Below are 25,992 nucleotides of genomic sequence, written 5' to 3' on the forward strand. Positions count from 1 at the left end.
ATCACCATTGTAGGCCAATCAAAAAAATATCTGATTATCAGCACATTATGTGTCATTTTCAAATTATATAATTAATCCCTAATTAAGATTTTATGATTTCCGAAACATCCAGCAGGTACATCTGACGTCCATTTCCTCCGTGTGGGGAATCGATGCAGATTTTGGTACCATCGTGACTAAATCTGGGATGTAAATCACAACGCCATTCGGCCACAAACTCAGGCGGCGAATAAAAACTCCCTAAATCAGTACGACGATCGGTAGGAATATGATACAAATAAGGGGTTTGGAGGCGGTCTTGCCCACTTGCATAGTTGTCGTTGAGAATCCACTCAGCGCCGTTGCCCACGGGTAAGTAGGTTTGATGCCCGTTTACTTTCATTTTGTCGGCACCGATACGGGTATATTTTCCGGTAAAATCATCCAATATATAAAATCCCGACGACTGCCCTTCTGGGCGGGTGTAAGCGCATATGCTACGCGGGTCTTTCCAAATAAAATGTGAGGTAAAACCTGAAGGGTCGATACAATAAAGGTTGCTTCCGTCGTCATTGGCCGTAAACATCCGCGTTACGAAATTGGTACGCGCCATGATTTGGCGGTCTTCGCGTTTGGCGCGCCAGCGATGCAAAAAAGTAAAACGAGAGCCGTCGGTATTGACCAGCAAATGATTGAACCAGTGATAATTATCTACTACCGATTGTCCTTGATGAGGCAACTGAGCCAGTTCGTGCAGCGAAAACAACAATTGCGTTTTTCCTGTTTGTAAGTCCATTTTATAAAGTCCTATCTCTTTAGGAGCTTTGACCTCAAAATAAGGGTCAGGAATCCCCGAATACCCATAGCCTGGGCGCAGGTCTTGAATCCGCGAAAACTCAGTCCCGATGGCCCATTTGCCATCAGGACTCAATGCATAGAACGCTTTGGGAAGGGTACGTTTTTTGCCTGTTTTGATGTTGACAACATGACTTACAAACTGATTATCAACGCGGTCGTTCCAAATCACCTCCGTCGTAGATTGGGGAACCCACTGTAGCATACACCCTTGCTGCCACCCCCATGAGCGGCTTTCGCCAAGGGTAGTCCAGCGGTCGTTGTCTTGCAAATCAATAAGGCCAATTTTGACGACATCTTTTTCAGTGGGCGAACGATGCTGAAAATCTACCTGCATCCCCAAAACATAGCGACCTGTGGGGTCAAATTGCCATTTGTCATAATATCCAAACCAATGATAATGAGGGCCTTTGGTGATAGCTCTTATGGGAACATTTTTAGGCTTAAATCCCAGCATCGGCATCGAAAGTGCCAATAGAGACTGTTGTAAAAAGATACGGCGCGAGTGAGGGGACATTGGAGGAGTGGCTTTTTGGTACTTTAAAAAGCATTTTTGCCAACTCAACTACTAAATAATTAAGTGCTTATCCCCAACAAAGCTCCTCTACATCCCCCTAAAAATCCCCATAATTGACTTGCAAACACGGAAGTCCTAGTTCTAACCGCCACAAATCCACTACTTGATTGCGGTCATCCAGTACAAATTGTACAAAATACTTGCCTTGGACGTGGGTTTGATAAAGTTCTTTTTTCAAAATAGCATCCTGTCGATTGTCATCCTTAGGACGCATATAAAGTGCTTCAAACGGGATACGATTATACGAAAGCCAATTTAACGTAGGCTTACGAGCCTTCTCTTCCCTGCCTGACATCAATATAATTTTTACCCCCAACTTGTGGTAAGTATGTAGTATATCAGCAATAGGCGCATTGAGTTCGTCTAGCTCACAAGCCATTGCATTATAGGGGTTTCGATGGCGAATGAGCGCCAATGTCCCGTCCAAATCACAAATAATCGCCGCTGGCAAAGTAGCATCTTGCGCTTGATAATGCGGCCCCCGCTCGTTGCCTAATTGATGCGTTTTGTACATTTTCATAATTACCTCCCGTCCTACTTTTTTTTCTCTTACTTCGTCTCTCGCCAAACACTCCTCCAAAGAAGTATTTAGTTCTTTCATTTCTATTTTTACGTTTTCTCCCGATTCTTGGTTGTATCTTTCTACCACCGCTTGAATACGCTCAATGGGGCGCTCGTAGAGATTGGTATCGTCTATTATCACGCTTTTTCCTTCGCGCAGCGCCTCAAGTAGCATCATATCACGGAGGTGTTCTACAAACTTTTCATTGCTTGACGAATGTTCCCCATTGTCGAGCATAGCTCGTAACTCATCTTTATTGAGGCGTTTGTATTGACCTTTATAGTCATCAAGAAGCTTTCGAGCAAAAGTAGATTTGCCACTTGCTGGCAATCCCCGTAGTATGATTACTTTTTTCATCGTAAAGAAAAGGTTCGCGCTTATGACGCGAACCTACAAAAATAAAATACTAACCTTTATTTAGCCGTGCCGAAAATCTGCTTCAATTGGTCGAGCACCTGCCCGCCTCCCGAAATAGAAATGGTGTTGATTTTATCGGCAATTTTCTCCACGTATTCCATTTCTTTGAGGCGGAATAGCATTTCGTTTTCCTCCATGAGTTTGGCGGTGTTGAGGAGGCTACGCATCGAGGCCGTTTCTTCGCGGCGCATGATGATATTGGCCTGCGCTGTTTTTTCGGCAATAAGCACGCGGTTCATGATTTCTTTCATATCGCCAGGCAAAATCACATCCCTGATGCCACAGTTTACCAATGTCACTCCTAACTGCCCTGCATTTTCGGCAATTGCGTCCAAGATAAATTTTGAAATTCCTTCTTTCTTCTCCAGCAATTCATCCAAAGTAAGCGTACCAATGTACTCTCGCAGCCCCAACTGCATCAAAATATACAGTTGTTTATCGATGTCTTTGTTTTCGAGCAATGCTTTCATTATATCCGTTACTTTGTACTGAACGTAGAAGTTGATTCGCAAAGTAGCCTTGTCTTTGGTCAAGATTTCTTGCCCCGCAATTTCTAATTGCAGCTGACGAGTGTCCACTTTAGAAATGTGTACCGATAGATTGTTTCTCCACCAATAGTAAGTACCTGCCTCAAGCACTTTTTGGTATTTGCCATTGACAAAAAGTAGTCCTTTTTCGTAAGATTCTACCGTATACGAACGCATATAAGCCAATACTTCTTTGGAAGTAAGCGATGTCAAATCAATAGCTTCGGTAATCTCTACTTTGCTCAAGTCAGCTCTGACGTAGCGGTAGTTGACCATACTTTTCCAAAAAGCATGACGTCCAGGTTTCAAAACGGTTTTGAACACGTCATTTTCGTATTGAAGTACAATCTCTTGGTCTTTTACATCAATCACCTCCAATAAATCAGCCAAAACCTTGTCTGTCAACAATATATCGAGGGAGCAAGGCACCGCAAAAGGCTTGGTAATATCGTATACTTTTACAGTTTGGAAAGGGCCAACGAAGTGAATCCCTTCGGGAAGGGCTTTCAGATAGGTCTCGTTACGGAATACTAACCCTACTTGATACGCGTTGATGTTGACAAATTTCATGGTTTTGTGTGTTTAGTGATTGCTGTTTTTGTTTGATTCCTGCGACAAAAAATACCTCATTCGCGCAAGGCGGAAGCTGGCTTAAGCATTCTTATTTTGCAACTGTGTTTGAAGTTTGTTTTTGACTTTTCAAACAGCCTACTCGCTGTTTGAGCCACCAAAAATCCCCCTCCAAAAAGAGATACAACCTATGAATGCGGTATCTGCTCGCTTTCAGGCTTTGAGTGAATCGTAGGCTGGTATTGAATTCAACACCCCTACCGAAGTATTTTTTGCCTTGATGGAATCAGGTGACCTATTTTTAACGAAGTGGCCTTCTTCTACCGAGACTGTTACTCTACCCAACTGAGTTACATGGCTTTTGCCAAGGCGGGATTCGAACCCACGACCCACAGAAAAGTCAAATAGGGATGGTCATGACAGCATACCGTGCGATACTTCGTCGGTACTACGTGGCGCTATAAAAACCATCGTCATCCCTTGTTTGACGATACAAAGGTTGGCGGCATCTGCGCAGTCTTTTTGCGTAGTGGAAATTATTTTCAGAAATTTTGAAAAAAAACCCAACCCTCCCATGCCTGTCAATCGCAATGCCCTCATTCGGTACAAAACCATAGATGCCTGTTTGCGCAATCGCCACCGCAAATGGACACTTGAAGACCTGATAGAAAAAGTTTCCGAAACCATGTATGAATATGAAGGAATAGACAAGGGAATCAGCCGCCGCACTATCCAAGCCGACCTGCAAATGATGCGGAGCGATAAATTGGGGTATTTTGCGCCCATTATTGTAGTAGATAAAAAATACTATACCTACGAAGACCCTGACTATAGCATCACTCAAATCCCGCTGACCGACCAAGACCTCCACCGAATGAACGAAGCAGTGGATGTATTACGTCAATTCAAGGGTTTTTCACATTTTCAACAACTTACGGATGTAATTCAAAAACTGGAAGACCATGTATATGCCGCCAAACATCATCAGCGTACGGTGATTGATTTTGAAAAAAACGAAAACCTGCGAGGGCTTTCGTTTTTGGAGGTTTTGTATCAAGCAATCATCCAACAAAACCCTATATCACTTACTTATCAATCTTTTAAGGCCAGAGCACCACAAAAGTTTATTTTTCATGTATGGTGGCTCAAAGAATTTAAGAATCGTTGGTTTGCGGTAGGAGTCAAAAACAATCAAAAGGATATTTTAAATCTAGCCCTCGACCGCATGATTGATATAACTCCTACCAACGAATCGGCCTATCGCCCCAACGAACACCTTAATCCAGAAGAATACTATCGCGATGTGATTGGGGTGACAGTTGCACCCAACCAAAGACCCCGAAAGGTGCGGCTGTGGGTCGCCGCCGCCCATGCGCCCTATCTCGAAACCAAACCCCTCCATAGCTCACAAGTTACCTTAGAGCGTCAGCAAGAGGGAATTATCATTGAGCTTTTTGTACAGCTCAATTTTGAATTAGAAAAGGAAATCTTAGGGTTTGGAGGGTTTGTCAAAGTACTCGCTCCCGACACTCTCCGTAAGCAAATCCACCAACGTTTGGTTGAAGGGGTAAAGAAGTATGAAGAACCAATGTCTCAATAGCTCTCCCTTTAGAAATTTATTTTCGACATATGCATCAAAAAAAAGCAAGCAAAGAAATAGCATGGCCACAGGGCGAATTGGGGCATTCGCCGAAAAGATACTGTTCCTTTTACGCCGCGCTCAACTAAGCACCGAATCGGATGCATATTATATTATGCCCGTTTGTAAGGTCTTAATGGACAGGAGTTGCGTTATATCTTGGATCTTTAATCCGTCATGGGCTAAGAATTCTCTGGCGAAATTTTCCGTGTCACCACTACGGCGAATACCGCATGCAGCGCTTAATATTGGAAGCATGGGAACGCTTAGAAAATAAAAACCTCATTCAAGAGCAAATAGTCAAAGTATCGAAACAGGCAGAAGCCGAGCGTTTTTACAATTATCCATTCGCGGCCTTGGAAGAAGCATTAGCAAATGCGGTGTATCATAAAAGCTACGAACTCTCCAAGCCCATAGAAGTTCAACTTTGGCCCGATCGAATAGAAATCCTCAGTTATCCTGGTCCTGTGCCGCCAGTAGATGCCCAAATACTGAAGCAAAATCAACGCATCGTCGCCAGAGATTACCGTAACCGACGGATTGGCGATTTTTTAAAAGAACTTCGTTTAACTGAAGGGCGAGGCACGGGCTTCCCCCTCATTTATCGCTCGATGGAAGCCAATGGCTCAATAAAACCCATATTTGAAACAGATAACCAAAGTACTTACTTTTTGACCATTCTGCATAAGCGAGAAGAACTAAGTAACCAAGCTGGTAACCAAGCTATCTCCCTTTGGAAAATCATACAACTTATGCTTGAGGAAGAACAAAAATTATCTCCCAAGCAAATCGAGAAAGCCAGACAAAATCTCGAAAAATTAAATAAAAAGTCACTGGAAATTCTGAAATTTCTGGAAACGGAAGGGCCTAAAAAGAAAAAAGAGCTTTTTGCCCACGTCAGCCTCACAATCCAGACTAAAAATACAAATCAGTATTTAATCCCTTTATTGGAATTAGGTCTCATTCAACCGACCATTAAAGACCGACCTAGCAGCCCTTTACAACGGTATTTAATCACTCCGTTGGGAAAAAATGTCTTAACAATTATAGTATAGACATTTACTCAATCAATTCAAGAAAAAGACAGTAAACATAAAGTACTACTTTATACCTACTGTCTTCATTAAAGCTACAATCGTGTTCTTAGATTTGGGGCAATACAGGGCGCGTTGCCAACGAATCGTTGATTACTTTAAGTACGCGCTCACGCTCTTCTCCTATCAATGGCAAACGTGGCTGACGTACATACTCCGTTCCCAAACCAGTAGCTACTTCGGCTAGTTTGATATTTTGGACAAACTTAGTAGATACATCTAAGTGCAACAAAGGATAAAACCACCGATAAATCTCACGCGCTTCTTCGATACGTCCTTGTTTTGCTAATTCATAAATCACGACTGTTTCGCGAGGGAAAGCATCTACTAGACCTGCAATCCAGCCATCAGCTCCCATGATAAGGCTCTCAAGTGCCATATCATCCACACCCGAAAGGATTTTGAAACGATGTCCGATTTCATTGATGATGTCGGTCATGTACCGAATGTCTCCTGTCGATTCTTTCATAGATTCGAAGTGAGCATTTTGAGCCAAATCCTTGAACATCGGAATAGTCACCAAGGTCTTGTAAGCAATGGGATTATTGTAAATCATCACTGGCAAATCGGTCGCATCGGCCACGGTGTGCATATAATGCAAGGTTTCGCGCTCATCAGAGGGGTAGCGCATCGGTGGCAACAACATAAAACCATCGGCTCCTGCTTCTGCCGCTTGTTTTACAAAGTTTACTGCTACCCGGGTGATATTCTCCGCCACGCCAATGATAAGTGGTACACGGTCTGCAATCACTTCACGAGCCGAAGTCAAAAGCGTTAGTTTTTCATCATAAGTCAAGGTGCTATTTTCACCCAACGACCCACAGATGATAATACCATGCACTCCGGCCTTGATTTGTTTGTCGATGTTATAATTAAATGTTTTGAGGTCAAGTGTTTCGTCTTCGAAAAACTTGGTTGTCACGGCGGGATAAACGCCAATCCAATCTGGTTTCATAAGAGAAGAATATTTTTGGTAAGTTGATTGAGAGTTTTTGTATCTGCTAAAGGACTCCACAAAATTAGACTATCAGCTGCTCTCACACTCTTCGCCACTTAGCAAATTCTAATATTATTTTATTACAAATGAGGCACAAACCCACCAAAATGGGTTAAATATTCAGCAAATTAGCTTGTTTTTTTCAGATAATCTCGGGGTGCCATGCCTGTCACTTGCTTAAACTGACGATTGAAATTTGAGAGATTTGAATAGCCACACGCGAACGCAATCTGACTGATACTCTGGGTTGAGTCTCGCAGCAATCGACAGGCATGTTCGACCCTTACTTCATTTAGCAACTGAGAGAAAGTTTTGCGCGTATGAGTACGCAAAAAACGACAAAAAGCGTGAGGCGTAAGATTGGCCACACTGGCGATATCTTCCAGCGTAATCTCATTGGCGTAGTTTGTCAAAATAAAATTGAAGACATTTTCTAAACGACGATGATCAACGGGCTTACTGGGTTGTTTGTAGGCCGTTCCTGAAAGCCGTTCACAATCCTGCGACAGCATCAGGCCGTCCAAGCTAGCCAAGAGTGTCATCAATTGCTCAAAAGGGCGCTGAGTTTCTACCTTTTCAAACCGCTCCGTAAGGTCGTTGGGGGCGGCACATTTAAGTCTTAACCCATGAGCCGCTTCCCGAAGCAGTTCGGCCACGTGGGCAAGTTCAGGACATTTTATAAATATATCTCCCAATATTTCTTCTTTAAAAAAGAAAGAATAAGCAATCACTTTTTGGGAAGATTCTGCCTCAAAATACGCAGGGTCGTTGAGCAAGACATGCGGTACATTAGCCCCTAGCAATAGCAAATCATAAGGCTGAAAACGGTCAATGCGGTCGCCTACCACCAATGTACCCGCGCCTTCTTTGATAAGTGTAAGCTGGATTTCGGGATGAAAATGAAGACGTTGAAAAAAATGAGCACCGGTGTCGATTTGAACTCGAAACGAACGATCATCTACTGTCGGTACTTTAAAAAGGAGAGGTTTCATTTTCCTAGTTTATAAGTCACAATCACAGGGTAATGGTCTGAGGTTTGGGGTTCATACAATACTTTATAGTCAATCATTTTGAAAGCACTGCTCTGATGAGTCCAAAAATAGTCGATGCGTTTATTGACATCAGGAAGCGTGCCACCGTCCGTATTTTTACCAGCGTCGTTCCAGTATTTTGTCATTGCTTCTAAAGTATGGTCATCGGTTGTCGCGTTGAAATCTCCGCCTACAATCACCGGATAAATACTATTTTGGAGGTTTTCATTAATTACCGCCGCCTGCAAACCCCGCCCCAAAGCCGAACGATGATCTAAATGCGTATTACAAAAACGTACGTATTTGGAATCAGAAAGTGGAACAAGCGCACACATCAAAATACGGGGTTCGGCGTCTTCTGGATTAGGGAGCTTGAGTTTTTGTACACTTTCTATCGGATACTTAGATAATATTCCCAATCCATATTTGCCACCTTGTAGTTCAATTGCATCCGAAAATGCCGACTTATAACCCGTTAAAAGAGATAATATGTTCATTTGATTGACCTTACCCGAACGTGTCACTACGCTATCGATTTCTTGCAAGGCTACCAAATCGGGTTTATGTTTTTTGATAAGCTCCACCACTCGATTGAGATTTGATTTTCCCTGCTCACTTTCACCATGATGGATATTATAAGTCATAACCTTCAATGTAATAGGCTTATTTTTTTGAGCGAATACATGCAAAGTGCCCAAAAGCAAGAATACAAGATACAGACTTTTCTTCATAACTAAGTCAGGTTTAGAGAATGATTTAAAGCTACAAATATAGCCCTCTCCTATTTTATACCCTAAATTTGTGCCAAACCTGCCTTGTAAGTTTATCCAAATACACTTCCAAAACAATAAAAATAGAGCCTAGTTTTGTATCTTTGACTCACCAACGCGCCAAAGATGAAACCTCATTTTCGCATCGACGAAGTTACGTACTCCCATTTATTGGGCAGGCTCAACGACCTGCACGTGACCGATAAGCGCGGTACACTTCCTGATTTTATTTTTTTTCATAAAGACGAATGGCTCGCCGACACGGCCGTCATTGAAGAACTCACTCGGCACAAAGGCGAGTGGCAAGTCAATTTGGTTTTTGCCCATACCAACAACCCGATGCGGTTTATCCGCCGACAAATCACCTCGTATTCGTGCCCGCGCAAGGCGTCTTTGTTTGCGTCTTTGATGCGCCGATTAGCGGCAAAAGACCAGCGCGGTACGCAGGCAATCAGTATAAATGATATATTTGTAGCACAGAACTGAGCATCATCGCAAAGGTTATCATGCACAATACCAAAGAAAAAATCGTACTGGCTTCCATAAAGCTCTTTAATGAGCACGGGGTGGCAAGTGTCAGGCTTCAACAAATAGCCGACGAAACGGGTATTAGCGTCGGTAATTTGGCCTACCATTTTCGCAACAAAGAGGCCATTGTTTCGTCGGTGTACGAAAAATTATTTGATGAATTTCGACAACTCCTCAGTACCTATCTTCTTACGCCTTCTTTTACCGATTTCGACATGCAGATGTCGGGCTATTTTGAGTTTTTCAAAACCTACCGTTTTTACATTACGGATTTGTTTTCTGCCGAACATCCCCTACCCGAAATTCAGTCAGAATGGGAGATGTTTATGAACAAAATGATTTTACAAATCAGAAACCGCATCGACTTTCATGTAAGTCGCGGTGAGCTTCTTCCAGAATCGTCTCAGGGTACTTACCATCTCATTGCCGAATCCATTTGGATGACGCTTGTTTTTTGGATTCCCCAACAAACCATTCGTCGCAAGCCCGTCACGGAAGGCCGCTATCGAATGGCAGTATGGAACCATCTAAAGCCGTATTTTACCCAAAAAGGCTTAGACACTTTCGAACTTATCTCTCCCGTCCTTTCTCAAAATTAATCTTTAAATCCTGATCAATGTCATGTCTTTTAAGTAGTACATCCACTACTTTGTGAAACACATGTAGCTACCAATATTTAGGTTTATTCTAAATTAGAAAAAAATTTCTAAATCTAATTAGAAAATATTTTCTAAAAAGCCAGAAGTGGTTATATTTGTTCACTTTTTAGTACAATTTTAGCAAACCAAAACCCTTAAGCTAGTTTTTCTTATGGCAAATGTACTATGGCTGCAAGGAGGCGCGTGCAGTGGCAATACCATGTCGTTTTTAAATGCCGAAGAGCCTACGGTGGTTGACCTCGTCACCGATTTCGGCGTAAATATTCTCTGGCACCCCTCTATTGGGCTAGAAATTGGTCACCAAGTGACCGAACTGCTCCATGACATCCTCAAAGGAAAAGTCCAATGCGATATTTTAGTCTACGAAGGGAGCATCATCCAAGGACCCAAAAACACCGGAACAATGAACTATTTCTGCGACCGCCCGATGAAAGACTGGGTACGTGAGTTGTCAGAAGTAGCGGGTTTTGTGGTAGCCATAGGTGACTGTGCCACTTGGGGAGGAATTCCCGCCGTTGCCCCTAACCCTAGTGAGTCAACAGGAGTACAGTTTTTGAAAAAGGAAAAAGGAGGCTTTTTGGGAGCTAATTACAAATCGAAAGGTGGTTTGCCTGTCATCAACATCCCAGGCTGCCCCGCTCACCCCGACTGGATTACCCAAATTTTGGTTGCGATTGCTACGGGACGAATTGGAGATGTGTTACTTGATGAATACCATCGTCCAAAAACATTCTTCACCGATTTTGTTCAGACGGGTTGTACCAACGTAGTCAATTTTGCCAACAAAGTGGACGGAGGTTTTGGAAAACGAGGCAACGGCTGCTTGTTCTACGAAGTAGGATGCCGTGGGCCAATGACGCGCGCTAGTTGTAACCGAATCTTGTGGAACCGTCAATCCAGCAAAACCCGCGCCAATCACCCCTGCTTGGGTTGTACTGAGCCAGGCTTCCCTCACCACGATTTGGCCAAAGGAAGTGTGTTCAAAACCCTCAAATACTTGGGTTTCCTTCCGCAAGACGTGCCAGCGGGCAACTCCAAATTAGGCTATTATATGCGCGCAGGCTTTGAAAAAACCATGCACGCCTTAGAAGTCGGCTTAGGTGTCGAAAAAGCACACAGCCAAGGCTCAAAATAATTTCCCATTTCCTCCATCTCAACTTGAACACACTCCAATGGCAATCACCAAAGAACTAAATATATCACCCGTAGGCCGCGTAGAAGGCGACCTCGATGTAAAAGTATATATGGAAGACGGCGTAGTGACCCGCGCCCACACGCAAGCGGCTATGTTCCGTGGTTTTGAACAAATCATGGCGGGCAAAGACCCCCAATCAGGGCTGATTGTGACGCCACGTATTTGCGGAATTTGCGGCGGCTCCCACTTGTATTGCGCTTCCTCAGCACTCGACACCGCTTGGGGAACCACCTTGCCACCGAATGCCCTCTTGCTTCGCGCCTTGGGACAAGCCACCGAAACCATCCAAAGTATTCCGCGTTGGTTTTATGCCATTTTTGCCACCGACTTAGCCAATAAAAAATTTGCAAACAAGCCCCTCTATGCCGAAGTAGTAAAACGCTGGGCAGCATATGTAGGGACGTCTTTCCAAAAAGGCGTAACCTCAAGTGCGTTGCCCGTACAAGTATATGCGCTTTTTGGGGGTCAGTGGCCACATTCTAGCTACATGGTGCCTGGGGGCGTTATGAGTGCTCCTACCCTCAAAGACATCACGCGTGCCCATGCCATCATGAATCAATTCCGTAAAGATTGGCTCGAAAGTATCTTTTTGGGCTGTTCAATTGAACGTTACATGCAAATCAAGACATGGGACGATTTGATGGAATGGGGCGAAGAAAACGAATCGCAACGCAACTCCGACTTGGGCTTGTACATTCGGGCAGGGATTGAGTTTGGACTGCATAAATTTGGACAAGGGGTAGGTAAATTTGTGGCGTTTGGCACCTATATTCACAAAGATTTGTGGAACCAGCCTAAAATTGAAACCCGCAACAATGCCGTGATTAGTCCTGGCGGTTTTTGGGATGGTAAAAAGTACTACGAACTTGACCATTTGCAGGTACAAGAGCACGTCAAGCACGCATGGTACGCCGATGTACCCGCCGCCCACCCTTGGGACGAACCACTGCCAACGCCGCTGCCGTCACAAAACTTGGCCGAAACCAATTTTAACGATAAATACAGCTGGTCAAAAGCGCCGCGTTACATGAACTTTGCGGCAGAAGCTGGGCCGCTGTCGCGGGTGATTATGAATGCCAATCCTGCCAATAAAGCACACCAATTCCAAGATCCACTCTTTATGGATATTATGGAAAAAATGGGGCCAAGTGTATTTACCCGCACGTTGGCACGTTTGCACGAAGCGCCGCGCTTGTATTTGATGATTGATGAGTGGCTTCGTCAAGTGGACCTGAATGGTGACTTTTACATCAAACCTACCGAACGCGACGGCAAAGGCTGGGGAGCCACCGAAGCAGCGCGTGGGGCATTGGCACACTGGATTGAAATCGAAAATGGCGTCATCAAAAATTATCAAGTGATGGCACCAACGACTTGGAACGTAGGCCCTAACGACGAAACAGGCAACCCAGGACCCATTGAGGCCGCCTTGGAAGGCACCGAAATCGAAGACCCACATGACCCCGTGGAAGTAGGTTTAGTGGCTCGTTCGTTTGACTCTTGCTTGGTCTGTACGGTTCACGCCCACGACGGTAAGAGCGGTCAAGAATTGGCGAAGTTCAAATTGTAGTTTTCTAAAACAATCCAGTAACTCCAGCCTTTAGGTTGGGGATTTGGGGAACTGTACTATTAAGTAGATGGGGCTTTAGACCTGATTTTTTACGTTATAATGCTAAAGGTCATGGCTAAAGCCCAATAATGTCTTAATTCTTTATATGTCCCCAGCCTAAAGGCTGGAGTTAAAAGAAAATTACTTTTTCAGCTGGCCAATTTTATATAGATCATACACGACATGAAAAAAACAGCGATAATGGGGTTTGGGAACCCGTGCCGAAGCGACGACGGAGTCGGCTGCTTTGTGATTGAACAACTCAAAAACCAATTCGCTGGGAATGAACAGGTAAGCTTATTTGACATGGGCACTTCAGCTTTTGAGGTGCTCTTTCACTTACAAGGTCACGAACGAATCATTGTGGTGGACGCCGTCGTCAATTCGGGAGAAACCTCAGGATCGTTGTATCGACTACCTGCCTCCGAAATCAACGCACACATTCAGGACGACCCGATGGTGTTCTTGCACAGCTTAAAATGGGACCAAGCGCTTTCGTACGCCAAAAAAATCTTGCAGGAAGCATACCCCAACGACATTCAGGTGTATTTGATTGCAGTTGACAACCTTCGGCTTGACATTGGTTTGAGCCAGCCCGTTCGTGAAGCAGGCGACCGCGTTGTTGAGTTGATTTTGAAAGAATTGGAATTAGCCGCGTATGACACTACAGCTTAAAAATGGTCATTTGATTCTACCTGTAGCGTTGGTGCAGTCGGTGTTGGAAAACGAAGCGCAGGTCAATTGGGTGTATTATCCCGAGCGACAAACCTTATTGTTGGCAGGAAAATCCAAGCAGTTTTTTGAAAAACTCCATAAAACGAATTGGCAAACGCTCAAAGACAAAAACGCAATTGGGGACAAAGCTTTTTACCTCCGTGGATTATTGCTTGATTTTGAGCTCGACGAGCACGACCGTGAACTGGCTTATGACGTCACCCAAGTGGGCATTATCAACGTACGACTGTGAACCCATTTCCTGATTCTCGCGCTGGCTTTACCCTCAACGTCCGAGGTTTATACCGAGATTTAGAGGTACTTATCAACGACCTTTGGCTTCATTCGACCGAGGTACGTTACCAAATCGAAACCCGAAAAGGACGTTGGCATTTGACCATGGTCTATGTTTATGTTCAGAACCCATTCCAGTTTTTATGCCGAAGGCTCGACCATTACGATACCGAAGAGAAAGCTAAATTATACGCTCAATTGTTTCGACGCGGAATGCAGCGCGACGCCCGAGGAACCCTTAAATCTAACGCTTTACATGTTTTCGATATTTGCCTCAACTGACCAACTCCCTGCTTTACAGGCCATTATTGACAGCGAATTTCGCCTCAACGAAGTCGTCAGTGTCAAAGAAATGCCTTCGATTGGAGAAGAAATCACGAACCGATTTTTGGTGGTACGTGACCATGAAATTTTTATTCCAATTGATTGGGCCAACGAAGCCCCGCCTTACATTCTCCCCTATCCTTTGGAGTTTAGCGCGCAAAATTTGTTGGCAGTGGTTTATACCAAACTCGGAAATTATGAAAAAGCGTACGAATTGGCCGAAATCAACCCGTTTCTTCTACGGGACATCGACACCCTCAACTGTCTCCAACACGGGGTGCAGGTGAGAATCACCGAGGAGCCTTTCACAAAACTGCCGTCCTTTGAAATGTATCGGTATTGGCATAACACCGCCGTCATAGCTCACTATGGCGAATTGACCCATTTTGTTCATTACGTTACCATAAAAAAATACTACCAAAAAGCCCTCGAAGCCGCCCCCGATGATGAATGGCGGGCGTTTACGGGCAAACATTATGCCTCTTTACTGCTTGATGCCGACGAATTGGTCGAAGCAGCACAGTTGCTCCACCAATGCCGCGATATGGCTATTTCGGACGATGCACGCATGGAATTACAAAATGTGCAATGTGCCGTTTGGTTGAAACAGCTACAAATACCGTACGACGAGGCATTGCTGGCTACCATTAAAGATTCGTTGGCTACTCTCATAACGTATTACGAACAACGGCAAAACGGGCCACAAGCAGCACTTTTGCTCATTGATGCTTCCCAAATTGCCAACCTGACGGATAGTTTTGCCGAATCTTTGGGCTACATCAATCGGGCGATTGCGTTATTGCGCCAAGAGGATATTCCCGAATTGGTGGCCAATGCACACTATCGAAAAGGGACACTGTTATACACATGGGCGCAAAATGGCAATCCGCAGTTTTTGAAACCCGCCATGGAAGCCTACCAAGAAGCACTCAAACTATTTACCCGTGACAATGCGCCCGAGGTGTTTGCCGAAATTCATCACCATTTAGGCGTGATTTATTCCGAAATTCCTGACGAAGTCAAGAAAAAAGGGATTTGGGCCGCCGTATCGGTAAGTTCTTTCAAAGAAGCACTCCGCTATTTTACCCGCGAAACCAATCCGTACGAATACGCGCGCATCTGCAACAGTTACGCCAATGCACTCACCAAATACCCCGAAGCTGCCCAAAGCGACAACCACGCCAAAGCGCTGTCGTTTTATCGGGAGGCGTTGGACGTACGAACGGCGGCAGACTACCCGCACGAACGGGCATTGACCTTGCTCAATTTTTTAGAAATAGGCTGGTTTGTCAACCACGAAAATGAAGCAAGCGAAAAAGCGCTGTTGGAAGAAATGGAAAGCTACATTGCCGAATTAGCCCAATTGACCAACGACCCGTCTTTACGCGCGGAAGCTGTGCAACACCAAGAAAAATTGGAGAAATTAAAAGCAATGGTAAATCTCTTAACCCCACACTAGCAATGCTTTATTCTTGCCTTTTGAAGTCTAAAAATAGACCTTCCAAGTTTTGAAAACTTGGAAGGTCTATACAAAACCTCTTGATAAATGCACGAAATATCATTAGTACGGAATATTTTCAGAACGTTGGAAGAAGAGTTCCCCAACGACATGCAGCGCGTACGCGGGATTTATTTAAAAGCTGGGCTTTTGTCTAATGTCCAGCCTATTTTGATGCAGAACGCGTTTCAGGCCGTTTTGGAAGACCAGCCCAAGTACAACAAAACAAGTTTACACGTCGAGGTTTTATCCATTTTAATTCAATGCGACCTCTGTGGGCAAACCTCAGAAGTTGAACAATATCGCTTCGTGTGTAGTCATTGTGGGCGGCCGAGTCGAAACGTGATACAAGGAGAAGAATTACTCATCAGTAAAGTAGAATTTGAATAAAAGCTATGCAAAAACCTAAATCAAACCAAGCCTCCGTTGGGTCGGTACAGTGCGAAAACACGACACTTAACTTACTAAAAGTAAACGATTTTGTGGCCAAAGCCATCCGCGACCGACTGCCGAACATCTTGGTCATCAACGTTTGTTCGTCGCCTGGAAGCGGTAAAACTACCCTCATGCAAGAAACGGGCAAGCGGCTAAAAGGCAAGTTAAACATGGCCGTTTTGGTGGGTGACCCCGAAACCGAGCGCGACGCCATCCGTATGCGCGATGTGGGCATCAACGCCCTGCAAATTGTAACGGGCGGCATGTGCCACATTGAGGCTCAGATGATTTTCCAAGCCCTCGACCACATCGACCTCACAGGCACGGATGTATTATTTATCGAAAACGTCGGCAATTTGGTTTGTCCTGCGGCTTTTGATCTGGGCGAAGACTACCGCGTAACGGTCTTGGCCTGCACCGAAGGCGACGACAAGCCCAAAAAATATCCTCGGATGTTTTTGACGAGCGAACTGCTCATCGTTTCCAAGTCTGACTTGTTGCCTTACGTTCCGTTTTCAGTGGAAGCTGTCACCAAAGATGCTCGCGACGTAAACCCTGACATCGAAGTACTTAGCATTTCGAGTTTGAAAGGCGACGGTATGGCAGCATGGTGCGATTGGTTGACCGAGCGCGTCTATGCGAAAAAAGAAAAAACCTCCGAAAAAGTAATGTAAAACAGTTATGTGGGTGGAAACTGCCGAAAATACAATCCAACAAGTTGTTCATCAAAAGTCAGTGCCTTTTGATGAACAAACCTATGGTATTCGGCTAACGGGTATCGTGCAGGGCGTTGGATTTCGGCCATTTGTTTATCAACTAGCCCATAAATGGGGGTTGACAGGGACAGTGAGCAACGGTCCCGAAGGCGTAAAAGTGGTTTTGAATACCGACCAAACTACGGCAAAACGTTTTTTAGAAACCCTTCTAGCCAATACGCCGTCCCAAGCCTCAGTAGAAAAGCATGAGTTAGAGCCACTCCCTTTTTGCTCCTTTCAAACGTTTACAATTGTTGAAAGTCAAGTTGGTAAACTCACCAATGGCCTCAAGCTTACCCCCGATTTTGCGATGTGTTCATCGTGCCGCGAAGAACTACATGACCCACAAAACCGTCGTTTTCGGTATCCATTCATTACCTGTACCCAATGCGGGCCGCGCTTTTCCATTCAGCGGGCAGTTCCTTACGACCGCGCCCAAACGACGATGCAGGCTTTTGAAATGTGTCCCGCCTGTTTGGACGAATACAACGACCCCACCCACCGTCGTTTTTATTCCCAAACCAATTCTTGTTCCAGCTGCGGCATTCAATTGAGCTGGTACACTTGCCGACAATCTACTGCTTATTCTTCCTCTTTTTTACACGATACCCATTGGATTTTAGACCGCGCCCATCGGGCCTTAAAAGCGGGGAAAATTGTGGCGGTGAAAGGAATTGGGGGGTATCTTTTGCTTTGTGATGCCACCAACGAAAATGCCGTGGCAACCCTTCGCGAACGAAAACACCGACCCACCAAACCCTTTGCTGTCCTTTATCCAACGTTAGAAATTTTACAACGAGAAGCAACCGTCAGTGTTCAAGAATCCGATGCTTTGTTGAGTTCAGTTGCGCCGATTGTGTTGGTACGTCCACGTAAAACTGCTTCCATTGCTCCGTCTGTCAATCCTGGCCTCACGCATTTGGGGGTCATGCTGCCGTATGCCCCTTTGTTGGAATTACTGGCGCACGATTTTGGAAAACCATTGGTCGCGACGAGCGGCAACCGAAGTGGAAGTCCTATTATTTTTAAAGACCCCGACGCCTTTACCGAACTCAGTCAAGTCGCCGATTTTATTCTAACGCACAACCGAGAAATTGTACTTCCCCAAGACGACTCCGTCTTACGATTTTCCTCTTTTTGTGCCAAACAAATTATACTCCGTCGCAGTCGAGGGCTAACGGGAAGCGTAAACGCCAACGGTCTGACCTCAACTACGTCTGTCCAACTTTCGTTTGGCGCTTCTCAAAAAAGTACATTTACACTGCTTGCGGCCGATAACCTACATACAAGCCAGTACCTTGGTGATTTGGAAGATTGGGAAACCCAAACGCATTTTAAACATACGCTCCAGCACCTTGCAAACGTATTTGATGTTCAACCTAGCTGTTTTTTAGCCGATGCCCACGAAGGCTATTTTTCCACCCAACTAGCGCACGAATGGGCAGAAGCGACGAAGTCAACCCTTCAAAAAATTCAACATCACGTTGCGCATTTTGCCGCAGTATTGGCAGAGCACCGACTCACTTCTTCTCCTGAACCCATCGCAGGAATTGTTTGGGACGGCACAGGCTACGGAACCGACGGGCACAGCTGGGGTGGCGAGTTTTTTTTGTATTTTCCTAATCCTTCTCGTCCATTGGGAGAAAACATTGAGCGAATAGCGCATTTTGAGTATTTCGACTCATTGGCGGGGGATAAAATGGCATTAGAACCTCGACTATCAGCTTTTTCATTGCTTTTTCCTGAAAAAGAAGAACTGCTCAAAAACAAGTTCTCAGGCAAAGAAAGTAGCTTTTACGCCAAGCTTTTAGCCAAAAATACCCTAAAAACTTCCTCCGTTGGAAGGCTATTTGACGCCGTCGCCAGTGTTTTAATCGGCATTGACAAAACCAGCTATGAAGGAGAAGCCGCCCTCCAATTGGAGGAATTGGCCGAAAGCTATTTTTTAAAGCATGGACTTTTAGTCACGCAATACTATTCATTGAAAAACCTCAGTTATCGGTCTATTCCTTCCAAAGAACTGCTAGAAGCGGTAGCCGAAGACGTCCTCACGGGCGTTCCAGTAGATGAAATCGCGGCGAAATTTCATGTAACATTAGTCAAAATCATAGAAAAATTCACCCAACAAACAGGGGTTCAAAAATTAGCTTTTAGCGGTGGGGTTTTCCAAAATGCGTTGTTGGTGGACCTTTGCATTACGGTCTTGGGAGATACCCACGAGCTGTTTTTCCATCAACAATTTTCACCAAACGACGAATGTGTTTCGTTTGGGCAGGCTGTCCTGAATTAACATTTCTCTTTGGCCACGGAGTGACACAAAGTAAGTAATAATGCAAAACTAAGCTGGATAACATCAATAATAAGCAACTCCTTAAACCCCACGTCGCATCGGCGCTCCGACTTTAGGCTGGGGTCTAAAAACAAAGAGTACAACTTAGGGCTTTAGCCCTGATTTTTTGATAACAACGCGGTAAAATCAGGGCTAAAGCCCACGTAAAGTTCTCCCATTGTGTCCCCAGCCTAAAGGCGTGGGGTTAAAATAAAAACAACTTTTTACTAGCTTAATTTTGCACAGTACGACTTTGTGAAACTTTGTGTCAAAAACCAATGTATCAACCCCTTTCAACCTTACTCTTATGTGTTTAGCAATTCCTGGTAAAATAAAATCCATAGAATTCCAGTACGACGGAACAGTACGCATGGCCAAAGTGCTCTTTGGCGGCATCACCAAAGAAGCCAGTTTGGAAATGGTGCCTGATGCCAAAGAAGGCGATTATGTGTTGGTTCACGTGGGAGTGGCCATCAGCATCGTCGATGAAGAAGAAGCCCGAAAAACCTTCGAGTATTTGGAGGAAATCGGAGAAATTGATGAGCTCGTAGCATCCTCCCAATTAGACCGTCCTAACCCCCTCTAGTTCCCATGAAATACTTATCAGAATTTCGCGACCCCGAAGTAGTCGAGCACTACCTCGAAGAACTGCACAAAGTAGCCACCCGCCCGTGGACAATTATGGAAATTTGCGGCGGTCAAACGCACAGTTTGGTCAAAAATGGCCTTTTAAACCTACTGCCCAAACAAATCACCATGGTACACGGCCCAGGCTGCCCCGTGTGCGTAACTCCGCTAAACCTCATCGACAAGGCCGTTTACTTGGCCGAAGAAAAAGGAGTCATTTTATGTTCTTTTGGTGACATGATTCGCGTGCCAGGGTCGAGCCGTAGTTTGTTGGAGGCCAAGGCCAACGGCGCCGATGTCCGCATTTTGTATTCGCCATTAGAAGCGGTTAAAATTGCCCAAGAGCACCCCGAGCGTCAGGTCGTTTTCTTTGCCGTAGGGTTTGAAACCACCGCTCCTGCCAATGCACTTTCGGTGCTTCATGCGCGTCGGTTAGGGCTGACCAATTATTCCATTTTAGCCTCTCATGTACTTGTTCCTCCTGCTATGGAGGCCGTTATCAACGACGGTGAGGCGCAAATTCAGGGCTTTTTGGCGGCAGGGCATGTTTGTACCATTATGGGATTGGAGGAATACGAACCCATTGTTCAAAAATACCATATCCCAATGGTAGTCACGGGGTTTGAACCTGTGGATTTGTTGCAAGGAATTTTGATGACGGTCAAACAACTTGAAAACGGCGAGGCTAAACTCGAAAATCAATACAGTCGCGTAGTGAAAGCCAACGGCAACCCCGAAGCAAGAAAAGTCATTGAACAAGTGTTTGAGGTCTCTGACCGCGAGTGGCGCGGCATCGGAAACATCCCACTCAGTGGTTGGGAAGTCAAAGCATCGTTGGCGGACTTTGATGCCAATCGAAAGTTTGCCATTTCAATCGCCAAAGCTTCCGAATGCGCCGATTGCATTGCGGGACAGGTCCTAAAAGGCATCAAAAAACCGTTTGAATGCTCGCAATTTGGCAAAGGCTGCACGCCCATCACACCGCTGGGCGCCCCCATGGTTTCGTCGGAAGGAGCCTGCGCTGCCTATTACCATTTTGCCGAAGCAGATGTAGCATAATTTTAGAAACTATGATTTCACTCGATTGCCCAATGCCCAAACTTGACTTTGACGTTATCACGCTTGGTCATGGAAGTGGTGGAATTTTAACCAATCAACTCCTCGAATCGGGAGTTTTCGATTTACTTAAAAACCCATTACTCGACGAACACCACGACGGTGCCATGTTTGAGTGGTCGGGGAGAACGGCATTTTCTACCGATAGTTACGTTATTTCACCCATTTTCTTCCCAGGAGGAAACATCGGCGAACTGGCCGTTAACGGAACAGTCAACGATTTGGCCATGTGCGGCGCAGTGCCTAAATACCTTTCGCTGAGCTTTATCTTGGAAGAAGGGCTTGCAATGAAAGAGTTTTGGGAAATACTGGTCTCCATTCGTCGAGCTGCCGAAAAGGCGGGCGTAAGCATCGTGACGGGCGACACCAAAGTGGTAGAAAGGGGCAAAGGAGATAAAATTTTTATCAACACCTCTGGCTTGGGCAACATCCACCCGCAAGCCCACATTTCTACTAAAAATGTACGGGCAGGTGACAAAATTATTGTAAGTGGGTCGATTGCCACGCACGGCATCGCCATCATGTCTGTGCGGGAAGGATTGGAATTTGAAACAACCCTTACCAGCGATTCTGCCCCGTTGAACCATACTGTGAAAGCATTATTGGACGAATTTGGGACGGATATTCACTTACTCAAAGACCCGACGCGTGGTGGCGTAGCATCTGTCCTCAACGAAGTAGCCCGCGACTCCCGCTTAGGCGTCAATCTTTTTCAACAGCCGATACCCGTCCTCGAAGAAGTACGCGGCGCTTGCGAATTGCTTGGCCTTGACCCACTTTACGTGGCTAACGAAGGGGTTTTTATGGCTTTTGTTCCTGCTGAAAAAGCCGAAGAAATTGTGCAAAAACTTCGGACGTTGGCATACGGTCAGGACGCTGCTGTCATTGGTGAAGTAACCACCGAACACCCCAAACAAGTAGTGCTTCACAGCCGAATTGGGGGAAAACGAGTGGTAAATATGTTGGTGGGGGAACAGCTTCCTCGTATTTGTTAACCTTCAAACCTCAACCTTTCTAGGGTTTAAAACCCTAGAAGGGTTCTACTTATATGAACCTAAACATCGCCATTACCGACACCACGGAAGCTCCGCCGCCGCCGCTTTCCACTTCTAATGCTCGCACTACCTATGCTGCATCCTTGGCAGGGAAAGCACCGATGGTCGAAAAAGCAACCATTTTTCGAGGAGATGAAGGGAATCCTTTATTAGCGCCACGCGGTGTATGGGCCGTTGGAAACCGTCTATTGGTGGCAGATACGGGTCAAAATCGGCTATTTTGTTGGAATACGCTGCCAGAAACCGAATTTGCAGCCCCCGACCTTGTGTTAGGCCAACTCGAAACGTCGCACACGGGACGAAACGCGGGTAGTAAAGTCCATGCGGGCTCGTTGCAATACCCTTCGGGGATTTGGTCAGACGGGCAGCGGTTGGTGGTCGCCGACGCGTGGAATCACCGAGTACTGATTTGGAATAAATTCCCAACTCAAAATGGGCAAGACGCCGATGTGGTTATTGGGCAGCCCGATTTTGAAAGCAACTTACCTAACCTTCAAGGAGTGGGAACTACGCCTTCGGCTCAGTCGCTGTATTGGCCATACGGTGTTTTTTCGGACGGCCAACGGCTATGGATTTGTGATACGGGTAATCGTCGTGTTTTATTTTATGAGGCGTTTCCCACCCACAACTTCACCGCTGCCGACGCCGTCGTTGGAAAACCTGATTTTACAGAACGCGACTACGAAAATCATGAACCGATTTGGCCTTATTCCGTCCGAGTCAATGCCGAAGGAGTACTGTCGATTGCCGATACGCAATATTACCGAAACCTCATTTGGCACCGTTGGCAAGATGCCTTCGCCCAGCCCGCCGACGTCATCATCGGCCAGCCCGATTTTGACGCGAATGGAATGAATCAATTCAGTTTGTTTCCCCAACAAAACTCAATGAGCTGGACCTACGACGCTTTTTTTTACCAAAATGGGTTATTTGTTGCCGATACAGGAAATAGCCGTCTGCTTTGGTTTGACCGCGTTCCTACCGAAAACAACGCCTTGGCCGACAACCTCATTGGCCATGATAATTTTAGAACAGGCAGCGAAAATAGCAATACCCGCTTTGGCACCGACAAGCAATTGTACTGGCCATTTTCGCTTTGTACCGTGGAGAATTGTTTGGTGGTCGCCGATACGGGCAATCACCGCGTGCTTTTGTATCAAATTACCAATCCTTAACCAGTCACATACATGGAACTCGCCCCTTTATTTTTCGCCGTTGTTGTCGGGTTTGCTCATTGTTTTGAAGCCGACCACCTGGTGGCGGTCAGTAGCATTGTCACCCGCAGAGACTCCACCTCAGCCGCGCTCAAAGACGGGGCATTTTGGGGACTTGGTCATACATCCACGATACTATTGGTGGCATTGGTGTATATGCTTGGCAAATTTGTACTTTCCGAAGCCATTTTTCAGTACTTTGAAGCAGGTGTAGGACTGATGCTCATCGTATTAGGCATTCACCGAATTGTAAAATTAAAATCCGAACTTCATCACCCTCACGTCCATGAACCTGCCCATGGCTTAGCCTATGGCGTAGGGCTTATGCACGGCTTGGCAGGAAGTGGCGGGCTATTGATTTCAGTATTGACCCAAATCAAAGAACCAAGTCATGCTTTTCTGTACTTGTTGCTGTTTGGCCTAGGTTCTGTCGCGGGTATGATGGTTGCGGCGGGGGCTTTTAGTCTGCCTTTTTCGAGTAAATTGTTCCAAAACCGCCACCTCTTGCGTGGGCTAGCACTGGTTTCAGCCGCTTTGTGTATGGGTTTAGGGGCAAAAATTGTTTTGGAGAATGTTTGAATTTCGCGTCGGAGACGCAGTACCATTTTTGCCCCAAATGATAGTTTGGGGCAAGCGATAGAATTTGCGTCGGAGACGCTGTACCTTTTTGCCCCAAATTACAGTTTGGGGCAAATAATATAAAATCACTATGAATTACAACGAAGCTGATTTTGTCCAATACGCCCTCCAGCAAATGGAGATTCCGGTACTTAACCGTAACGGCAAATACTTTGACCTTGCAGGTGGATTTTCGTTGGAAGTAGAAGGCCGAGATTTGTACCGACTTTCGTTTGAACAATGGGTCATTTCTCCCTTCGACGATATCGGAACGCTCTGTCAGTTTATTAAAACCAACCTCACACCCAGCACGAATGAATAAATACGAAGTTTTTGTGATAGCTATGGCCGAAAGTGAGTCGCAACGTGGTCATTATGTACTGATTTTGGAAGAACCTATTTCTAAACGACGTATTCCAATTATTGTGGGAACCAATGAAGCGCAAGCCATTGCCATACATTTAGAGGGACTTCAACCTTCGCGCCCCCTTACGCACGATTTATGCCAAACCATTATTCAAAAGCTTGGTGCCAAAGCCAAGGAGGTCTGCATTTATCAAATTCAACAAGATATTTTTTATGCAAAATTGTACCTACAAGGCCTAAAAGGTATGGTTGAGATTGAAAGTCGCCCTTCTGATGCCATTGCGTTGGCAGTACGGATGCACTGTCCCCTTTACGTTAGCGACCAAGTGTTGGAAGAAGCGGGGTATTTGTTGGATGAAAAAGGCCGTGAGAAGAAATCCTATGCCGAATATACGTTGGAAGAACTAGAAGAATTGTTGTCAAAAGTGATTGCCAAAGAAGACTACGAAAGCGCCGCCCGCTTGCGCAGTGCCATCGAAAAGCGCAAACAACCATAAAACCTTTTGCAAGCAAGATAAAATATCAAAAAATATCAAAATTTTACTATTTTTGTCTTGATTTGAACAGAACCTTTTTACATCATTTAGGGTTAAAAAATAAAAGGTTCCTACCTCTGGTCTTTTTGTCACGCCACGTTTCCAATCACAATCTTTTGAAGAAAGTATTTAAAATAATTGCATTTGCGACTATATCGACTCTGTATTGCTTTATCATAAGCTTATACAGTACTAATGCATTTATTCACAATGATACTTTTCAGAAACATTTCGAAGCAAAAAGCAACAATCCTAATTCATTAATTCTTTCTCATTTGCTGTTTCATCTTCAGCAAGGAGAAATTCCCGCACCACCTGTCAATCACAATCTCTCCCCAAGTTTAGCAAATGATTTCCAAGAGCGCGCCTCTTTCTTTCCTATAGCTGCTTGTTCGGAATTCATTCAATACTGTCTCCATTCTAAAAACCAGATTGTCAGTTTACAATCCACTGACATCATCTTCCCCTTTCATTATTTCTGGTAATGATTGCTTCTATTTAATGGCTTATTTTTTTAAGATTTGGTGACAACCTACCAAATCAAGTTTCTCATTTATTGCTAAACTAAAAAACTTAAACATGGATTTAGGAGCATTAATGGTGGGTGTTGTACTCATCCTTATCTGTAGCATTCCGTTTGTTTGGATAAGTCGAAACAAGCGTATGAAAGCCCAAAAATTGACTCAAAAATTGTCGGCCCTTGCCCAACAACACGGCAGTGACATTGCCCAATATGACCTCTGGAACAATTCCGCTATTGGGATTGACAGCACGGGTAGCAAGGTGTTTTTTACAAGACAAATCAACCAAGATGAACATTCGGAAGTAATAACTCTTGCTTTGGTACAAAAATGTAGTATTCTCAACACAAGCCAAACAAGTAAGATTGACAAACTAGATTTGGTCTTAAAGCCCAAAAATCATGGCTCTGCTGATATCACTTTGGAGTTTTATAATGTAGCACAAGACAACCCTATTCTCAATGGGCAATTACAGCTTATTGAAAAATGGTTTACGATTCTAAATACCAAAGTGCGCAATCATCCTAAAGCTCTTTCTTAGTTTTTAATCAAATGTACTGGAGCAGTTGCTTCGGTACATT

At 44.9% G+C, this 25,992-nt stretch carries 27 protein-coding genes; 21 read left to right on the top strand and 6 right to left on the bottom strand.

Annotated features, from left to right (window positions below):
• Nucleotides 1–82: 82 nt before the first annotated feature.
• The 3 genes from G563_RS0107975 to G563_RS0107985 form a co-directional block, all read right to left on the bottom strand.
• Nucleotides 83–1,351 carry a hypothetical protein gene (locus G563_RS0107975; RefSeq protein ID WP_028664860.1) on the bottom strand — a complete coding sequence of 423 codons (1,269 nt, stop codon included), beginning with the start codon at nucleotides 1,349–1,351 and terminating at the stop codon, nucleotides 83–85.
• Nucleotides 1,352–1,448: 97 nt separating this feature from the next.
• The gene (locus tag G563_RS0107980; protein ID WP_028664861.1) at nucleotides 1,449–2,330 is read right to left on the bottom strand and encodes a phosphatase domain-containing protein; all 882 of its coding nucleotides are present in this window, start codon (nucleotides 2,328–2,330) and stop codon (nucleotides 1,449–1,451) included.
• A 56-nt stretch (nucleotides 2,331–2,386) separates the two neighbouring features.
• Nucleotides 2,387–3,487, bottom strand: a complete 1,101-nt coding sequence (locus G563_RS0107985) for a slipin family protein (protein WP_028664862.1) — start codon at nucleotides 3,485–3,487, stop codon at nucleotides 2,387–2,389.
• Between the two features lie 574 nt (nucleotides 3,488–4,061).
• Here G563_RS0107985 and G563_RS0108000 point away from each other — a divergent pair.
• Entirely contained in the window at nucleotides 4,062–5,087 is a 1,026-nt protein-coding gene (locus G563_RS0108000) for a helix-turn-helix transcriptional regulator (RefSeq protein ID WP_028664863.1), read from the top strand.
• A 272-nt stretch (nucleotides 5,088–5,359) separates the two neighbouring features.
• A complete protein-coding gene (locus tag G563_RS33995; protein ID WP_051210823.1) occupies nucleotides 5,360–6,181 on the top strand; it encodes an ATP-binding protein in 822 nt (273 codons plus the stop codon).
• Nucleotides 6,182–6,269: 88 nt separating this feature from the next.
• Here the strand turns inward: G563_RS33995 and G563_RS0108010 are convergent, their stop codons facing one another.
• The 3 genes from G563_RS0108010 to G563_RS0108020 form a co-directional block, all read right to left on the bottom strand.
• Nucleotides 6,270–7,175, bottom strand: coding sequence for a dihydrodipicolinate synthase family protein (locus G563_RS0108010; RefSeq protein WP_028664864.1), 906 nt, complete (start codon nucleotides 7,173–7,175; stop codon nucleotides 6,270–6,272).
• Nucleotides 7,176–7,345: 170 nt separating this feature from the next.
• Nucleotides 7,346–8,209: an AraC family transcriptional regulator gene (locus G563_RS0108015; protein WP_028664865.1), complete on the bottom strand. Its 864-nt coding sequence runs from the start codon at nucleotides 8,207–8,209 to the stop codon at nucleotides 7,346–7,348.
• Nucleotides 8,206–8,979 carry an endonuclease/exonuclease/phosphatase family protein gene (locus tag G563_RS0108020; RefSeq protein ID WP_051210824.1) on the bottom strand — a complete coding sequence of 258 codons (774 nt, stop codon included), beginning with the start codon at nucleotides 8,977–8,979 and terminating at the stop codon, nucleotides 8,206–8,208. Before G563_RS0108020 ends, G563_RS0108015 begins: the two co-directional genes overlap by 4 nt.
• A 165-nt stretch (nucleotides 8,980–9,144) precedes the next feature.
• Between G563_RS0108020 and G563_RS0108025 the strand changes: the two genes are divergently transcribed.
• From G563_RS0108025 to G563_RS0108115, 19 genes are all read left to right on the top strand, one after another.
• Nucleotides 9,145–9,504 carry a hypothetical protein gene (locus G563_RS0108025; RefSeq protein ID WP_028664867.1) on the top strand — a complete coding sequence of 120 codons (360 nt, stop codon included), beginning with the start codon at nucleotides 9,145–9,147 and terminating at the stop codon, nucleotides 9,502–9,504.
• A 20-nt stretch (nucleotides 9,505–9,524) separates the two neighbouring features.
• Nucleotides 9,525–10,145 carry a TetR/AcrR family transcriptional regulator gene (locus tag G563_RS0108030; RefSeq protein WP_028664868.1) on the top strand — a complete coding sequence of 207 codons (621 nt, stop codon included), beginning with the start codon at nucleotides 9,525–9,527 and terminating at the stop codon, nucleotides 10,143–10,145.
• Between the two features lie 211 nt (nucleotides 10,146–10,356).
• Entirely contained in the window at nucleotides 10,357–11,340 is a 984-nt protein-coding gene (locus G563_RS0108035; protein ID WP_028664869.1) for an NADH-quinone oxidoreductase subunit B family protein, read from the top strand.
• Nucleotides 11,341–11,377: 37 nt separating this feature from the next.
• A complete protein-coding gene (locus tag G563_RS0108040; RefSeq protein WP_028664870.1) occupies nucleotides 11,378–12,970 on the top strand; it encodes a nickel-dependent hydrogenase large subunit in 1,593 nt (530 codons plus the stop codon).
• 222 nt (nucleotides 12,971–13,192) lie between these two features.
• Entirely contained in the window at nucleotides 13,193–13,684 is a 492-nt protein-coding gene (locus G563_RS0108045; protein WP_028664871.1) for a hydrogenase maturation protease, read from the top strand.
• On the top strand, nucleotides 13,668–13,976 hold the full coding sequence (locus G563_RS0108050) for a hypothetical protein (protein WP_028664872.1): 309 nt from the start codon (nucleotides 13,668–13,670) through the stop codon (nucleotides 13,974–13,976). Before G563_RS0108045 ends, G563_RS0108050 begins: the two co-directional genes overlap by 17 nt.
• Nucleotides 13,973–14,299 carry a hypothetical protein gene (locus G563_RS0108055; protein ID WP_028664873.1) on the top strand — a complete coding sequence of 109 codons (327 nt, stop codon included), beginning with the start codon at nucleotides 13,973–13,975 and terminating at the stop codon, nucleotides 14,297–14,299. Before G563_RS0108050 ends, G563_RS0108055 begins: the two co-directional genes overlap by 4 nt.
• Nucleotides 14,274–15,800, top strand: a complete 1,527-nt coding sequence (locus tag G563_RS0108060) for a hypothetical protein (RefSeq protein ID WP_028664874.1) — start codon at nucleotides 14,274–14,276, stop codon at nucleotides 15,798–15,800. The genes G563_RS0108055 and G563_RS0108060 overlap by 26 nt, the downstream gene beginning before the upstream one ends.
• An 87-nt stretch (nucleotides 15,801–15,887) precedes the next feature.
• Nucleotides 15,888–16,229 carry a hydrogenase maturation nickel metallochaperone HypA/HybF gene (locus G563_RS0108065; RefSeq protein ID WP_028526817.1) on the top strand — a complete coding sequence of 114 codons (342 nt, stop codon included), beginning with the start codon at nucleotides 15,888–15,890 and terminating at the stop codon, nucleotides 16,227–16,229.
• 5 nt (nucleotides 16,230–16,234) lie between these two features.
• Complete coding sequence (gene hypB, locus G563_RS34000) at nucleotides 16,235–16,948, top strand: hydrogenase nickel incorporation protein HypB (RefSeq protein WP_084650801.1); 714 nt, start codon at nucleotides 16,235–16,237, stop codon at nucleotides 16,946–16,948.
• A gap of 7 nt (nucleotides 16,949–16,955) precedes the next feature.
• Nucleotides 16,956–19,319 (top strand): carbamoyltransferase HypF, encoded by a 2,364-nt coding sequence (hypF, locus tag G563_RS0108075; RefSeq protein WP_084650802.1) that lies wholly within the window; start codon nucleotides 16,956–16,958, stop codon nucleotides 19,317–19,319.
• Nucleotides 19,320–19,665: 346 nt separating this feature from the next.
• Nucleotides 19,666–19,944: a HypC/HybG/HupF family hydrogenase formation chaperone gene (locus G563_RS0108080; RefSeq protein WP_028664876.1), complete on the top strand. Its 279-nt coding sequence runs from the start codon at nucleotides 19,666–19,668 to the stop codon at nucleotides 19,942–19,944.
• Nucleotides 19,945–19,949: 5 nt separating this feature from the next.
• Nucleotides 19,950–21,044 carry a hydrogenase formation protein HypD gene (gene hypD / locus G563_RS0108085; RefSeq protein ID WP_028664877.1) on the top strand — a complete coding sequence of 365 codons (1,095 nt, stop codon included), beginning with the start codon at nucleotides 19,950–19,952 and terminating at the stop codon, nucleotides 21,042–21,044.
• Nucleotides 21,045–21,055: 11 nt separating this feature from the next.
• Complete coding sequence (gene hypE / locus G563_RS0108090; protein WP_229598460.1) at nucleotides 21,056–22,096, top strand: hydrogenase expression/formation protein HypE; 1,041 nt, start codon at nucleotides 21,056–21,058, stop codon at nucleotides 22,094–22,096.
• A gap of 53 nt (nucleotides 22,097–22,149) precedes the next feature.
• Nucleotides 22,150–23,331 (top strand): NHL repeat-containing protein, encoded by a 1,182-nt coding sequence (locus G563_RS0108095; RefSeq protein ID WP_028664879.1) that lies wholly within the window; start codon nucleotides 22,150–22,152, stop codon nucleotides 23,329–23,331.
• A 12-nt stretch (nucleotides 23,332–23,343) separates the two neighbouring features.
• Complete coding sequence (locus G563_RS0108100; RefSeq protein ID WP_028664880.1) at nucleotides 23,344–23,949, top strand: urease accessory protein; 606 nt, start codon at nucleotides 23,344–23,346, stop codon at nucleotides 23,947–23,949.
• Nucleotides 23,950–24,079: 130 nt separating this feature from the next.
• Nucleotides 24,080–24,310, top strand: a complete 231-nt coding sequence (locus G563_RS0108105) for a hypothetical protein (protein ID WP_028664881.1) — start codon at nucleotides 24,080–24,082, stop codon at nucleotides 24,308–24,310.
• Nucleotides 24,303–24,851, top strand: a complete 549-nt coding sequence (locus G563_RS0108110; protein ID WP_028664882.1) for a bifunctional nuclease family protein — start codon at nucleotides 24,303–24,305, stop codon at nucleotides 24,849–24,851. Before G563_RS0108105 ends, G563_RS0108110 begins: the two co-directional genes overlap by 8 nt.
• A gap of 618 nt (nucleotides 24,852–25,469) precedes the next feature.
• Nucleotides 25,470–25,952 (top strand): hypothetical protein, encoded by a 483-nt coding sequence (locus tag G563_RS0108115; RefSeq protein ID WP_157585157.1) that lies wholly within the window; start codon nucleotides 25,470–25,472, stop codon nucleotides 25,950–25,952.
• The last annotated feature ends 40 nt before the right edge of the window (nucleotides 25,953–25,992 follow it).

It is taken from the genome of Runella zeae DSM 19591 (genome assembly GCF_000423565.1).
Classification (GTDB): domain Bacteria; phylum Bacteroidota; class Bacteroidia; order Cytophagales; family Spirosomataceae; genus Runella; species Runella zeae.

Coding starts and splice junctions, on each gene's coding strand:
- G563_RS0108010 (WP_028664864.1), bottom strand. CDS start 7,175: ATGAAACCAGATTGGATTGGCGTTTATCCCGCCGTGACAACCAAGTTT.
- G563_RS0107985 (WP_028664862.1), bottom strand. CDS start 3,487: ATGAAATTTGTCAACATCAACGCGTATCAAGTAGGGTTAGTATTCCGT.
- G563_RS33995 (WP_051210823.1), top strand. CDS start 5,360: ATGCAGCGCTTAATATTGGAAGCATGGGAACGCTTAGAAAATAAAAAC.
- G563_RS0108020 (WP_051210824.1), bottom strand. CDS start 8,979: ATGAAGAAAAGTCTGTATCTTGTATTCTTGCTTTTGGGCACTTTGCAT.
- G563_RS0108115 (WP_157585157.1), top strand. CDS start 25,470: ATGGATTTAGGAGCATTAATGGTGGGTGTTGTACTCATCCTTATCTGT.
- G563_RS0108015 (WP_028664865.1), bottom strand. CDS start 8,209: ATGAAACCTCTCCTTTTTAAAGTACCGACAGTAGATGATCGTTCGTTT.
- G563_RS0107980 (WP_028664861.1), bottom strand. CDS start 2,330: ATGAAAAAAGTAATCATACTACGGGGATTGCCAGCAAGTGGCAAATCT.
- G563_RS0108065 (WP_028526817.1), top strand. CDS start 15,888: ATGCACGAAATATCATTAGTACGGAATATTTTCAGAACGTTGGAAGAA.
- G563_RS0108035 (WP_028664869.1), top strand. CDS start 10,357: ATGGCAAATGTACTATGGCTGCAAGGAGGCGCGTGCAGTGGCAATACC.
- hypB (WP_084650801.1), top strand. CDS start 16,235: ATGCAAAAACCTAAATCAAACCAAGCCTCCGTTGGGTCGGTACAGTGC.
- hypE (WP_229598460.1), top strand. CDS start 21,056: ATGATTTCACTCGATTGCCCAATGCCCAAACTTGACTTTGACGTTATC.
- G563_RS0108050 (WP_028664872.1), top strand. CDS start 13,668: ATGACACTACAGCTTAAAAATGGTCATTTGATTCTACCTGTAGCGTTG.
- G563_RS0108025 (WP_028664867.1), top strand. CDS start 9,145: ATGAAACCTCATTTTCGCATCGACGAAGTTACGTACTCCCATTTATTG.
- G563_RS0108095 (WP_028664879.1), top strand. CDS start 22,150: ATGAACCTAAACATCGCCATTACCGACACCACGGAAGCTCCGCCGCCG.
- G563_RS0108100 (WP_028664880.1), top strand. CDS start 23,344: ATGGAACTCGCCCCTTTATTTTTCGCCGTTGTTGTCGGGTTTGCTCAT.
- G563_RS0108045 (WP_028664871.1), top strand. CDS start 13,193: ATGAAAAAAACAGCGATAATGGGGTTTGGGAACCCGTGCCGAAGCGAC.
- G563_RS0107975 (WP_028664860.1), bottom strand. CDS start 1,351: ATGTCCCCTCACTCGCGCCGTATCTTTTTACAACAGTCTCTATTGGCA.
- G563_RS0108040 (WP_028664870.1), top strand. CDS start 11,378: ATGGCAATCACCAAAGAACTAAATATATCACCCGTAGGCCGCGTAGAA.
- G563_RS0108000 (WP_028664863.1), top strand. CDS start 4,062: ATGCCTGTCAATCGCAATGCCCTCATTCGGTACAAAACCATAGATGCC.
- G563_RS0108105 (WP_028664881.1), top strand. CDS start 24,080: ATGAATTACAACGAAGCTGATTTTGTCCAATACGCCCTCCAGCAAATG.
- hypD (WP_028664877.1), top strand. CDS start 19,950: ATGAAATACTTATCAGAATTTCGCGACCCCGAAGTAGTCGAGCACTAC.
- G563_RS0108060 (WP_028664874.1), top strand. CDS start 14,274: ATGTTTTCGATATTTGCCTCAACTGACCAACTCCCTGCTTTACAGGCC.
- G563_RS0108110 (WP_028664882.1), top strand. CDS start 24,303: ATGAATAAATACGAAGTTTTTGTGATAGCTATGGCCGAAAGTGAGTCG.
- G563_RS0108030 (WP_028664868.1), top strand. CDS start 9,525: ATGCACAATACCAAAGAAAAAATCGTACTGGCTTCCATAAAGCTCTTT.
- G563_RS0108080 (WP_028664876.1), top strand. CDS start 19,666: ATGTGTTTAGCAATTCCTGGTAAAATAAAATCCATAGAATTCCAGTAC.
- hypF (WP_084650802.1), top strand. CDS start 16,956: ATGTGGGTGGAAACTGCCGAAAATACAATCCAACAAGTTGTTCATCAA.